General features: G+C 65.2%; 9 protein-coding genes. 5 read left to right on the top strand and 4 right to left on the bottom strand.

Annotated elements, in window-relative coordinates:
• Positions 1–13: 13 nt before the first annotated feature.
• From BKA07_RS03745 to BKA07_RS03735, 3 genes are all read left to right on the top strand, one after another.
• Positions 14–940: a LysR family transcriptional regulator gene (locus tag BKA07_RS03745; RefSeq protein ID WP_167949709.1), complete on the top strand. Its 927-nt coding sequence runs from the start codon at positions 14–16 to the stop codon at positions 938–940.
• 157 nt (positions 941–1,097) lie between these two features.
• Positions 1,098–2,030: an ornithine cyclodeaminase family protein gene (locus tag BKA07_RS03740; protein ID WP_167949708.1), complete on the top strand. Its 933-nt coding sequence runs from the start codon at positions 1,098–1,100 to the stop codon at positions 2,028–2,030.
• On the top strand, positions 2,027–3,436 hold the full coding sequence (locus BKA07_RS03735) for an APC family permease (protein ID WP_167949707.1): 1,410 nt from the start codon (positions 2,027–2,029) through the stop codon (positions 3,434–3,436). Before BKA07_RS03740 ends, BKA07_RS03735 begins: the two co-directional genes overlap by 4 nt.
• A 13-nt stretch (positions 3,437–3,449) precedes the next feature.
• Here the strand turns inward: BKA07_RS03735 and BKA07_RS19185 are convergent, their stop codons facing one another.
• A complete protein-coding gene (locus tag BKA07_RS19185; protein WP_245161825.1) occupies positions 3,450–4,418 on the bottom strand; it encodes a hypothetical protein in 969 nt (322 codons plus the stop codon).
• 161 nt (positions 4,419–4,579) lie between these two features.
• Between BKA07_RS19185 and BKA07_RS03725 the strand changes: the two genes are divergently transcribed.
• Positions 4,580–7,867, top strand: coding sequence for a zinc ribbon domain-containing protein (locus tag BKA07_RS03725; protein ID WP_167949706.1), 3,288 nt, complete (start codon positions 4,580–4,582; stop codon positions 7,865–7,867).
• On the opposite strand, the gene BKA07_RS03720 is transcribed toward BKA07_RS03725, so the two are convergent.
• From BKA07_RS03720 to BKA07_RS03710, 3 genes are all read right to left on the bottom strand, one after another.
• Complete coding sequence (locus BKA07_RS03720; RefSeq protein ID WP_167949705.1) at positions 7,868–9,220, bottom strand: D-serine ammonia-lyase; 1,353 nt, start codon at positions 9,218–9,220, stop codon at positions 7,868–7,870.
• A 141-nt stretch (positions 9,221–9,361) separates the two neighbouring features.
• Positions 9,362–10,468 carry an SMP-30/gluconolactonase/LRE family protein gene (locus tag BKA07_RS03715; RefSeq protein ID WP_167949704.1) on the bottom strand — a complete coding sequence of 369 codons (1,107 nt, stop codon included), beginning with the start codon at positions 10,466–10,468 and terminating at the stop codon, positions 9,362–9,364.
• Positions 10,468–12,315: a flavin-containing monooxygenase gene (locus BKA07_RS03710; RefSeq protein WP_209043851.1), complete on the bottom strand. Its 1,848-nt coding sequence runs from the start codon at positions 12,313–12,315 to the stop codon at positions 10,468–10,470. The genes BKA07_RS03715 and BKA07_RS03710 overlap by 1 nt, the downstream gene beginning before the upstream one ends.
• A 92-nt stretch (positions 12,316–12,407) precedes the next feature.
• Here BKA07_RS03710 and BKA07_RS03705 point away from each other — a divergent pair, with 92 nt between their 5' ends.
• Positions 12,408–12,971, top strand: a complete 564-nt coding sequence (locus BKA07_RS03705) for a TetR/AcrR family transcriptional regulator (protein WP_167949703.1) — start codon at positions 12,408–12,410, stop codon at positions 12,969–12,971.
• The last annotated feature ends 146 nt before the right edge of the window (positions 12,972–13,117 follow it).

Genomic DNA, 13,117 nt, shown 5'->3' with positions numbered 1-13,117 from the left:
GTAACAATATTGCATGATCGATCAGCGCCTCCACGTCCTCCGCGTCCTCGCCGAAGTCGGCACCCTCACCGAGGCCGCACACCGCCTCGGCTACACCCCGTCGGCCGTGTCCCACCAGCTGAGGTCCCTGTCCAAGGACCTCGGTCTGCCCATCCTCGAACAGCGCGGGAGGGGCCTCGTCCTCACCCGCGTGGGGCAGCTTCTGCTCGAGCGCACGCAGGAGCTGTTCACCCGGTGGGAGGAGATCCGGGGCGAACTCGCCGAGGCGGATGCGGGCAGTGCCCTGCGACAGCGGCGGCTGCGCCTGTGCGGCTTCTCCACGGCCGCGGCGACCCTGCTGCCGCCGACCGCGGAGAGGGTGGACGAGCTCTTCGGCGATTCGCAGGTCACCATCATCGAGGCCGAACCCGAGGAGTGCTTCGAACTCCTCGTCACCGAGCAGGCCGACATCGCCGTCGTCGTGGCCACGGATCCGCTGCCGCCACGCAGCGATATCCGGTTCGAACAGAATGCCCTGGTCAGCGACCGTCTCGATCTCCTCGTCCGCAGCGATCATCGGCTGGCGACCCGTTCCGCGGTGTCGCTGAGCGAGGCCGCCGAGGAGAGCTGGATCCTCGATCGCCCGGGCTCGCCGTATCACCGACTCGTGCGCACCGCGTGTGCGGCCGCGGGCTTCTTTCCGGAGAACGCACACCAGTCGCGGGAGTGGGAGACGGGCGCGGCTCTGGTCTCGGCCGGGCTGGGTGTCGCACTCATCCCCCGCCTGGCCCGCCTGCCCGATGGCTACGATGTGGCCCGCGTGCCGCTACGCGGCGACCCGGTCCCCTCGCGCAAGATCCTCACCGGAGTGCGCAGCGGATCGGCCGGCCAGCCGATCATCGCCGCAGCGCTCGAGATCCTCCACGAGGTCGCCGCCTCGGTGGCTCAGCGCGATGTGTGAAAATGCGACTCACAGTGACGGATGAAGCCGCGGCTCAGGGTGATGTGTGAGGCACGCATCCTCGCTGCCCAGCACACGGACTGAACCGCATTCACATCCCGACCGGGGGTGGCATAGGGTCGGTTCCACGACCGAATCACGAAGGATGTGCACACCGATGGACGCAGTGAGGTACCTCGACACCGAGGCAGTCTTCGCCACGCTGACCCCCGCCGAGGCGGTCGCTTCCCTGCGGGAGGCGCTCGCGGGCGATTTCGATCCCAGCGATGACATTCCACGCACGATCAGCGACATCTCGGCCGGGAACATGATCTTCATGCCCTCGGAGATCGGTGATTGGGTCGGGGTCAAGCTCGTCGGCGTCTCCGTGGGAAACAGCGAACGCGGGCTGCCGCGGATCATGGCCCAGTACCTCATGTACGACAGCACGACGCTCGAGCTGCGCACCGTCATCGATGGTGCCGCACTGACGACGCTGCGCACCCCGGCGGTCTCCTTGGCCGCGGTCGAACCGGCCCTGGACAGGTTCACCCAGGCGGTCAACGTCGTGATCTTCGGAGCCGGGCCGCAGGGGGTCGGGCATGCGGACACGATCGCCGACGTCCTCGACGTCGAACTGGGCGATGTCACCTTCGTCGTCCGTTCCCCCGATCAGGTCACCGCCGATGCCCGTGACCGCGGAAAGGTGCTCGAGGCCCACACCGCCGAGGTGGACGCAGCACTGCGTGCCGCCGACGTCATCGTCACCGCCACCACCGCCGGCGAACCCCTGTTCTCGGCGGATCTCGTCAGACCCGGGGCCGTGGTCATGGCCTGCGGCTCCCACGATCCTCACTCCCGTGAGCTGCCCGCCGAGCTATTCACCTCGGCGATGGTGATCGTTGAGGAGTTCAGCACCGTTCTGCGGGAGGGCGGGGACGTCGTCCTCGCGATCTCCGAAGGAACTCTCGACGCGGACGAACTCGTGACGATGAAGCGGTTCAGCAACGGCGAGGTCAGCGCCGAAGCGGACCGGACGCTCATCTTCAAGGGTTCGGGGATGTCCTGGGAAGACCTGGCCGTGGCCGCGAAGCTGGTCGAAAGAGCTTGAGCTCCTCGACCCCTGAGCCGGCGGGCGGAGCCGCAGGGAAGCCCGGCCGTACCACGGGGAAGACGGACGGCGCCACAGGGAAGTCCGGCGAGCTTCGCCGCAGCATCGGCCTGACCGAACTCATCTTCATCGGACTCGTCTTCATCGGTCCCGCGGCCGCGGTCGGGGTCTTCGGCACGCTCGACGCGAATTCGGGCGGGGCGGTCGCTCTCGTCTACATTGTGGCCACGATCGTCATGTCGTTCACGGCGGTCAGCTATATGCGCATGTCGCGGGAGATTCCGCGGGCGGGAACGGTCTTCGCCTACGCCTCGGCGGGCATCGGAAAGCGGGCCGGATTCGTCGCCGGTTGGATGATCCTCCTCGACTATCTCTTCATCCCGTCGGTGGCATACCTGTTCACGGGCATCGCCCTGAATTCGATCTTCCCGAGCGTGCCCGTGTGGCTGTTCACCGGCGTCGCCGTCGTCCTCACCACCGGACTCAACCTCGCCGGAGTGAAGATCGCCTCTCGGGTCATCACCATCGTCGTGCTCGTCGAAGTCGCCGTGCTCGGATTGGTCCTCGTCCTCGGCGTCATCTATCTGGCCGCCAATGGGCCCAGCCGCGACTGGCTGTCCCCGCTGACCGGTGTGGGCACGTTCTCGATCGCTGCGGTCTTCGCCGCGGTGTCCGTCGCCGTGCTGTCCTATCTGGGCTTCGACTCTCTGGCGACATTCGCCGAGGAGGCCAAGGGCGGCCCGAAGATCGTCGGTCGCGCCACCCTGTTCTGCCTCATTCTCGCGGGGGTCTTCTTCGTCGCCCAGACCTGGGTCGGCAGCCTGCTCTCCTCGACCTCGCCCGCCGATCTGCAGGCCGACCCGGAACTGGAGGGAGCGGCCTACTACAGTGCCGTCGACGCCACGCTCGGGGCGTGGGTGCACTGGCTGCTGGCGCTGGCCAAGGCCGTCGGTGCTGCCTTCTCTGCGATGATCGGGCAGGCCGCGGGCTCGCGCATCCTCATGGACATGGGCCGCAGCGGTCAGGTGCCGAAGTTCCTCGGCGAGGTCTCGACACGGACCGGTGTTCCGTGGAAGGGCATCCTCGTCGCTGCGATCGGCAATGTCGTCGTCGCCGGGTGGGCCACGACTCGGGCGGATGGTCTCGACCAGCTGACGTCGATAGTCAATGTCGGTGCGTTGAGCGCGTTCATCTTCGTCCAGGCCGCCGTCATCGGCTACTTCCTCGTCAAACGTCGCGGTGAGGAGGCACCCAGCTGGTTCAAGCACGGTCTGATCCCTGTGGTCGGCGCCGGCCTGCTCGTCATCGTCCTCGTCAGCGCGAACCCCTTGGCGCTGATCATCGGCGCGGTCTGGTTGGCCATCGGCATCCTCGTGCACTTGGTGCGAAACCGACGCCGGGTCTGAGTCGGAATGCGGTTCAGTCCTGGAGTCGGGTCGTGCCTTCGGTGCCGCCCGAGGTGTTGAGCTGCTTCGCGTAGCAGTAATCGGCGCCGAGACCGTGCGCGGAGCACCAGGACAGTGCCTCCTCGGGGTCGTCGTATCCGATTCCCACGATCGTGACCCAGAAGTCGTTTTCCTTGAAACTGGAGAAGTCGCCCGACCACACCAGCTGCACCCGGGGAAACTCTTCCCGCAGCTCCTGGTGCTCGGCGAGGATGTCCTTCTCCTCCCAGGTCTTTCCCTCGGCTTCCAGCCCCAGCTTCTTCGAGCTCAGCTGAGGCACCCATTTCCCGTTGAGGTCGGACTTGACGCTGGGCCGATCGGTGTCGACCAATTGGTCGAGGGCTTCGGCCGGGTCCCCCGGCAGAGTCGGTGACTCGGAGGCTTCGGGGCTCTCGGACGGGCCCTGACTCGAGGAGGCCTCGTCGCTCGGACTCTTCGCCTCGGAGGAGGCGGGTGCCGCAACCGTATCTTCATCGGAGCTGTTGCCGAACAGGGTGGCCGCGCCCCATCCGATCCCGAGACCGACGAAGATGATGAGGACCGCGCCCAGGGCGATGAGCCCCTTCCGACTGCGCGGTTTCGTCGCCGGAGCTGCGGCATATGGGCCCTGCGCATACTGCGCGTATGCAGCCTGCCCCTGTGCGCCCTGTCCCTGCGCAGCCTGAGCCTGGAGGGCATCACTCTGGGGACGCTTCGGCCGAGGATACTGTGGAGGAGGGGGACCCGCTGCGGAACCACCACCCCACCCGTTGTTCGACTGCGGAGGACCCCAACCAGACTGGCCCCAACCAGTATCGGACTGCTGATCCCATCCTGATTCCGGCTGCTGGTTCCATCCATTGCCGGACGGGTGCCCCGAGGGGTTCGGCCAGTGACTTTGCTGATTGTCGCCGTTCCGCTCGTTGTCGCGGCCACTCCCGGGCGGAGGAGGATTCACACTCATCGGCGGCTCCCGATCCTTCTTTGCGAATTCAGTCCGTTCGGACAACATCGATGGTGACACAATCCTAATATAGGATTGCCACTACAAAATGAATCTGAAGTCGCAATTCACATGGACGACCTCGCCTGCATCGATGCAGACACATGGATGAAGGACCACACATGAGCAATTCATCTCACGACGCCACCCGTGACGGAGCCGGGGACGAGTCGAGCAGCACTGCCGCTGAAGACCACGAGGACACCGAGGCGTCCGCCGACCCGGACGAGTCCGAGGCCTCTTCAGATGCTTCGGCGTCGGGGTCGGATGGCTCGGCCTCGCGTTCCGCGCCTGCGTCGGATGGCTCGGCGGTCGGCGACACAGAATCCACTGCTCGATTCGCGCCGGGATGGAATCTCGATGGACCACAGCCCGATCCCTACGGTTCGGGACCACAGGCGGAAGCCCCCTATCCGCATCAGGCCTCGCACTACCCGATTCAGGGCTCTGCATACCCCGGGCAAGGCTCTCCGTATCCTGCTCACGGGTCGCCGTATGCGCAGCATCGCCCAGCATCGGACTCCTACTATGGACATTCCGGTCGCCAGCAGCACGAGTACCCGGACGGTCAGCCCGGAGCCCATCTCGGCAGTCAGCCACAGGGGATTCCCTATCCTCAACCTCCCCAGTCGCCTCTAACTCCCCACCCACAGATGTCACCGACCGCTTCGAGGCACCTTTCGGCCCTCACCAAGGGAGCCACCTGGCGCTCTGCGCTGATCCCGCCGGGGTTGGCACTTCTGGCGGGCATCGTCGTTTCGATCATCGTCTCGACCATGCTCACGTCGATCGGCGAGGACGGCCTCGCATCGCTTGCCGAGGAGACCGGGTTCAACACCGACGGCATCGCCTATGCGCTGCCGTTCGTCCTGCTGGCGCTGTCCCTGTTCGGCTCGGCCGTGTTCCGATTCGACGTGCTCGCCGGCGACATGGGCCAGGTCTCCGGGAGCTTCTTCGCCTCCGGCGCTCCGCTGCTCATCACGGCCGTCGTCGTCGGTGTGCTGTGGTGGTTCACGAAGCGCAGCGAACTGCGATCGCCGTCCCCGAACCGCGGGACCACCTGGATCCGAATCGGCATCACGACTCTGACGATGGCCCTCGTCCTCCTGTTCCTCGAACTCATCTTCGCATCACGATTCTCCCTCGCGGAGAGCGGAGGCGTGATCAATCTCGAGTTCTCCGCTGTGACCGTCCGTTCGTTCTTCCTGCCGTTGCTGGTCATCCTCATCACCAGCATCTGCGCACGGTCTGCCGGGCACTTCAAAGGCACCGAAGCCATCGGCGCACCATTCCTTCGCCGGATCGTCCCACCCGTGCTCGTGACATGGACTCATCTCCTCGTCAGCACCCTGGCACTGTCGGTTGTCGCGATCTTCGTGATCCCGCTGTCCTTCGACATGCCCTGGCAGACGATTCCCGCGCTGTTCATCAATGTGGGCCTGATCCTCACGATGCTCGTCCACCTCGGCGGCGTGTCCGCCTCGGCGCAGGGGGACATCTTAGGGTACGACTCGGGCGGATTCTCGGAATCACTGACCATCTTCAGCCAGGACGCACCGGGACAGCTGTGGATCGGCCTGCTTGCCGTCGTCGCCGCCGTCCTCGCCGCGACGCTGGTCGCCACCGTGACTCGACGCCCCTATTGGACGGCAGTCGGCGAGGACAAGCATCAGTGGACCACAGCGTGGAGGATTCCACTGGCATTCTGCGCCGTCTGGGGCCTGCTCTCGGTGCTGGCCGTTCCGCTTCGCGTCCACCTGGAGGGAGGGGCTGCGGCAATGACGATGTTCGATGCGACCGGTACCGCTCGCGCCGGTCTCGGCCCTCTGGCCTGGTCGTTCCTCGTCTTCGCACTCTGGGGCGTCGTCATCGAGGTGCTCTCGAGGACCCTCGGCCCGAGGCTCGTGCTGACCGTCCCCGGCGTCGCGAAGCTCCTCGCCGGACGTGCCGTCCATCCGCACTGGGGCCAGGCGCTGGGGATGAGCGAGCCGCGCTTTCCGCTCATCCATCCGGACGCAGTCGCACCGACCGCAGGCATACAGACCCCAGCAACTCCGCCAGCTCCGGGGGCTCCGAGGGCCCCATCAGCTCCGGGGGCTTCGGGTGCTCCGACTGTTCCGGGGGCTCCGGGCACCATGGGTTCCACGCCTCATCCTGCCGGTCGAGGACCCGGCGGGTACCCGCCCGCGAGCGCACCGGCTTCCGGTCCCACGCCAGGCTACTCAGAGTCCTCATACTCGGCTGCCGACCGCGCCCGCCCCATGCCCGGAGCATCGAACGGCGTCTACTCCAGCACCGTTTCGGCCCCTCCTCCCGGCTCGCCCCTGCCTCCCGGTGCGGTGCCTGTCAGACCCTTCGATAAGAAGAAGGCCACACTGGTCGGTGCGGTCAGCGGGTCTGCAGTGATCGTCATCGTCGCCGCTCTCATCGTCGTCACTCAGGTCAACGGCCACATGTTCGGCCCCGAAGCTGCTGTTGAGAAGTACTTCTCGGAGCTCTCCGACGGGGACGCCGAGGGTGCGCTGAAGATGGCCGATGTCGACGTGCCCTCCGAACAGCGACAGCTGCTGACGAACGACATCCTCGGCGCCGCGAATGCCCTGCCCGACGACGTCACCGTCGAAGACGCCCAGGTGGACGGGAGCTCGGCAACCGTGTCTGCGAGCTATGACGTCGGCGGAAGCAAGAGCACCACGAGCTTCTCACTCCACAAGGTGGGCAAGAAGGCGCTCCTCTTCGACGAGTGGAAGCTGCAGGCGCCCGAACTGTTCTACCTCTCGGTTGAGACGCCCGGCCTGAGCACGGTGAAGGTCAACGGCATCGATGTCGACACCGATGGAGGGGGCCTTGCGCTTCCCGCCTTTCCCGGCATGTATTCGATCGGTCTGTCGGAAGAGACGGATCTGGTCTCCGCCGATGCGGTGGAGGCCCGGGCGTTCTTCGCCGACGATGCGGACATGGAAGGAGCTGAGCCCGCATTGCTCGCGGCCCAGCCCACCGACGCGTTCCGCACCGAGGTGGACAAGCAGGTCAAGACCCTCATCGACAGCTGCGCGAAGAAGACCGTCGCGCAGGCCGACGGCTGTCCGTTCGGTTCCTACAGTGCCGAGAGCTACGACGCGACGAACATCAAATGGTCGATCTCCTCGTATCCGACGGTGAGCGTGGGCACCGATTCGTCCGGCGGAGGGTACTACGACCCCGAGGAGTCCACCGGGCCGAACGGCGGACCCGCCTGGCCGATCACGACCGAGACGACAGGAGAGGCCTTCGTGACCGGAAAGTACGACTCCTTCTTCGACGACTCGGACACGTTCGACGACACGGTCACCTTCTCGGTCGACGGCACCGCTGAGATCGTCGACGGCAAGGTTGTGATCAACGTCGACGGTGACGACTACGGGTATTGATCAGTCGACGTGGGGCTGGCTCCGTTCTCGGATCGTCGGCAGCAGCTCCAGCCCCTCGGTCACGTAATTCCCGCGATCCTCGGCGGGCACCATGGCTCCACCGGTCACCCACACCAGATGCGTGGAATCGCGGGACCATATCCCCTCGCCGAGGTGGCCCGAACTTCGCCAGGGAACGGTCAGTCCCGCGGTGGCCGAGGGTTCGACATCGATTCCCTCGGTCTGGTGCAGGACACCGACCCCTGCTTTGATGACGTCGTCCGAGACGGTGGCGAAACCGGAGATCAGAGGGCTGATGACCGGTCCGATGAAGCGCGAGGGGCGGCCCACGGCCAGACCGTCGGCGGCAGTGGACCCGCTGAGTCCGAGGTCGCCGACCGAGATCGTGCTGTGGAGTCCGGTTCTCACGCCGAGGACCATGGCCGGGGCTTGGCTCGGTTCGACGAAGACGCAGTGCACAGCGTCGCCGAAGACTCGCTTGAGTCCGTAGGTCACACCACCGGGGCCGCCGCCGATTCCGCATGGCAGGCAGACCACGAGCGGATGCTCGGCATCGACGCTCACATCAGCGGACTCGAACTGCTCCTTCAGCCGCAGCGCTGCGACAGAGTAGCCGGCGAAGAGGCTTCGCGAGTCCTCATCGTCGACGAAATGAGTCCGCGGTGCGCCTTCCGCCGACGCTCGCCCCGCCGATACCGCTGCCACGAAGTCTCCCGCATGTTCGACGACATCGACACCGTGGCTGCGCAACAGGTCCTTCTTCCACTCTCGAGCGTCGGAGGACATATGCACCGAGGCGGCGAAGCCGAGAGCCGCACTGAGGATCCCGATCGACAGTCCCAGGTTTCCGGTGGAGCCGACGACGATCCGGTGGGTTGCGGCGAGCGTATGGAATTCCTCGGAACTGCAGGTCGCAGGATCGTGCGGATCAAGGCCGTTGTCGACGGCGACCGACTCGGCGTATTCGAGAACCTCGTGGAAACCTCCACGTGCCTTGATCGAGCCGCTGATCGGAAGGGCATCATCGCGTTTGAGCCACAGTCGGCCGGGCAGTTCGGTGCCGAGGCGTTCGTCGAGGTCTGCCTGGGCCGCATCGGCGGGGACGAGCGGGGATTCGACGATCCCCTGTGCCGCTGCAGTCTCAGGGAAGACCTCGGCGAACCACGGGGCGAATCGCTCGAAGCGCTCGGCCGCCCGGTCCATGATTTCGGGATCGACCTCCATGTCTCGCAGAACCGCCTCGGCGGAGGGCAGATCCTTGCGGATCCAGGTCGTCGGCGCTCCTGCTGCCAATTCCCGGATGACCGGGTCATCGGGATCGAACTCGGTTCCCGGCTGTGGTCTTGCGGTCATGTGGGCAGGCTCCGATACGCATTGGACTGGTCGTCTCAGGATTCTGATCATAGGGTCCCGTTCGGACGAGTTCAACGGTCCCTCGACCCTGGGAGACGAGAAGCCGATGCCCGAGTTCCACCGGAGATGACTGTTCGCCCCTTACCCGCCGTTGGACTGACGTATCCCCTCACCGATGGCTTCGAAATGGTAGATGTAGCCGCCGTCGGGCCCGCTGACGGTCGCGTAGGCGTCGTTCGTTCCCGGTTTGATCGCGATGTTCGTCGCGGACTCGAGTCCATCGTGGTCCGGGGGAACACCGATTGTGGCCACCTGCTGCCCATCTGGCCCGTGGACTCGGATCTCGGGTCGACCGTGCATTGCCTGATAGATGTTTCCCTCTGCATCGACTGCGTTCGAATCCGTCTGGGCTCCTCCGCCGTCGATGTGGACCGCAGTATGGCCGACCGAGACTTTCGTGCGCTCCTCGTTGAGACGGAGTCGATCGATTCGGTCGGCATCCAGCTGGCTGATCCACAGCGCATCCTTCTCGAGGTTGAAGGAGATCCCGTTCGGGTTGGGCTGATTGTCAGCCAGGACCGTGGCATCGCGGGTCTCGGCGTCGATTCGCACGACCCGGCCCGAGGGCTCTGCGTCCGGATAGGTCGTCGGCGAGGAATCAGTGACGAAGAGATTGCCCGCGTCGTCGAACGTGAGGTCGTCGGGATGCATCACTCGACCGTCGACCTTGCCTTCGAACACCGTCTGCGGGTCGCCTCCGTCTGCCGTGACGCTCAGAATCCGCCCTCCGGCGTAGTCGGTGAGATACAGTCGGTCATCGCGCGGACTCCACTGAGCTGAGGTATATGCACCGGTGTCATCGGTGTAGACCTGCTCCACCTCGCCGGCATCGAGGTCGATTCGCATCACCTTCCCATCACCGGGAGGAGCAGTCACATCGACGACATGCAATCGGCCCTCCCCATCGAAGGTCGGTCCTTCCAGCAGCGTCATACCAGTCTCTTCGTGAACATCGCTGACCTTGAGGACACGATCGGCGATGATCCGAGATGGTGTCGACGTCGACGAGGCCGCTGCGCCTCCGCCGGAGCCCGCTTCGGTGCCACAAGCGGCCAGGGGCAGCAGGAGGGCAGCGATCGCGGCCGCGCAGAGCCCCCGCCGATTCCGAGCAGCGCCCCGAAGAGACCTCGGCCCCCGGGCCGCCCATGTTGAACCATCCGACTGCCATGATTCGACGTTACGACTCATCAGGCCACCTCACTCCCCTGCATATCCGCTTCGGCGCTGTTCTGCTTCTCGGCGGAGAGCACCAAGACCTCGTCAAGACGCTCCCTCCGCCACTGGGCGAGCAGACGGTGAAAGGCAACGGGACCCGGGTGATACGACCCCGCGGTCGAGGTCCGCTTCCCCTCGCCGTTGTAGTAGCCGGGGGTGCACTCGGCGAGGAAGCCCGAGTTGTCGACTGAGACTGCGACAAGCGTGTCCTGCCAAGCCTGCTCGGCTTCGACGGAGGGTTCAACATATGCGGCTCCCGCATCCTCCGCCGCGGAGACCACGGCAGCGATGTGTTCCGCCTGCTCGGTGAGAATGTGGGCGAAATTCACCGAGTTCGCATTCTGCATCGACCCGAGGTGAAACAGGTTCGGAAAGCCATGCGAGTAGAAACCGTGCAGAGTTCGGGCGCCCTGGGACCAGGATTCGAGCAGCTGCGTGCCTCCACGCCCGTATACCGGCAGCGCACCGGAGACCACGCCCGACACACCGGTCTCGAATCCGGTCGCGAAGATGACGCAGTCGACGGCGTACTCCACCTCGCCGACGACGACGCCCGTCTCGGTCATCCGCGTGACTCCACCTTGGTCTGCGGTGTCGACGAGCGTGACATTCGCTCTGTTGAAGGACTGCAGGTACTGGTCACTGAATCCTGGCCGTTTGCACATGTACCGGTACCAGGGTTTGAGAGCCTCGGCCGTCTGCGTGTCATCGACGATCGAATCGACCCGAGCACGAATCTGCTCCATTTTGGCGAAGTCGGCGAGCTCGTCCGCTCGTTCTCGTTCGGCTGGGTCGAGAGTGGAGTCCACAGTTCCGGTGATCATCTTCCGCTGAAGTCGAGCGGTGGATGTCCATCCGTCCTGCGTGAGGTCTTCGTCAACTTCGTCACCGGAGAGGGTGGAAAGAAAGTTGTCCATGCGCTCACGCTGCCAACCGGGTTCGAGCGTCGAAGCCCAATCGGGATCGGTCGGGCGGTTGTCTCGCACGTCCACCGAGGAGGGCGTGCGCTGGAAGACGAACAGCTGCTGTGCGTCGCGTGCGAGATGGGGAATGGCCTGCAGGCCCGTTGCGCCGGTGCCCACGATTCCCACTCGCTTGTCGGCAAGCCCGGCGAGGCCACCGCCGGCGTCACCATCGGTGTAGTCGTAGTCCCAACGGCTCGTATGGAACGTGTGCCCCTGGAACCCCTCGATCCCAGGAATCCCGGGCAGCTTGGGCTGCGTGAGCGTCCCCGATGAGACGATGACATAGCGCGCACGCATGACATCGTCTCGATCGGTGCGCACCAGCCATTCGGCAGCCTCATCATCCCAGCTCAGCTCGGTCGCACGAGTATGGAATGCGGTGTCCCGATAGAGATCGAAGTGCTCGGCGATCGCGACGGCATGCTGTCGGATCTCTTCCCCGGGGGCGTATCGCCACTTCGGCATATACCCCACTTCTTCCAGAAGCGGCATGTAGACATATGACTCGATGTCGCAGTGGATTCCCGGATAGCGATTCCAGTACCAGGTGCCTCCGAAATCACCGGCTTCGTCCATCATCCGCATCGATTCGACGCCCGCTTCTCTCAGCCGCGCACCGGTGACCAGCCCGCCGAATCTACCGCCGATGACAAGGACCTCGACACGATCGCGCATCGGCATTCGCTCGACTCGAGTGGTGTAGGGATCGTGGGCGTAGTACCCGAATTCGCCGGTGGCTGCGCGATACTGAGCGTTGCCCTCCGGTCGAATGCGCCGATCACGCTCCTGGCGGTATTTGTCGCGCAGTGCGTCGGGGTCGAAGGCGAGGTCTTCGGGTGCGGCTGAAATCGTCAAAACAAGAGGCCTTTCATCGGTGCGTATTCAAACCGTACATTGGTGTACGTTTAAGGGGCAAACCGGGCCCCGCCGGCTGATACGATGCCGCAATGGCAGACCTTTCTCGCAGGCGCGATGCGGCACGCAATCGAACACTTCTCCTCGACGCAGCTCGTCGGATCGTCGCCGAACAGGGCCCCGATGCCCCTCTCGACGAAATTGCACGCGCGGCGGGTGTCAGTCGGACCACCCTGCATCGACACTTCGCCGACCGTGAGGAGCTTGCCTTCGAAGTCCTTCGCGACAACGTGACGGAGATCGAATCCCGCGCCTCAGCCTTGGCCGGGGTGGCCAGCGGTGCCGAGGATCTTTACCACCATCTGCTCGATGTGCAGCGCGATGTCCCGTGGCTGGCACACATGGTCGCGAAACGGGATTCGCGCGAGACCGGGGAGCTCGCCGAGCGCACACTCGCAGCAATGGAACCTCTCATCGGACGAGCGCGGGAGCTCGGGCGCATCTACCCGTCGGTGACGGCTCAGGACATTCTGCTCACACTCCCCATGGTCATGACCGTCCTGTTCGCGAACCCCCAGGGCAATCGCGAGCCGTCTGTCGATCGCGCTCGCGCAATCCTGCACCGGGGCCTGTTCACCACAGAACCGCCGTCATGAAACGAGAAGCGGGCCCGCGCCCGTAGTCACCTCACACGTTCCTCGATGGCTCACGCGTTTTTCGCCGGCTCGCGTGTTGCTTCGCCGGCCCCCGCGTTGTTTCGCTGGCTCACGCGTTTTTCGCCGGTCCCCGCGTTGCTTCGCCG

Source organism: Brevibacterium marinum (assembly GCF_011927955.1).
Taxonomy (GTDB): Bacteria; Actinomycetota; Actinomycetes; order Actinomycetales; family Brevibacteriaceae; genus Brevibacterium; species Brevibacterium marinum.
This window is presented reverse-complemented; position numbering and strand designations above follow the sequence as displayed.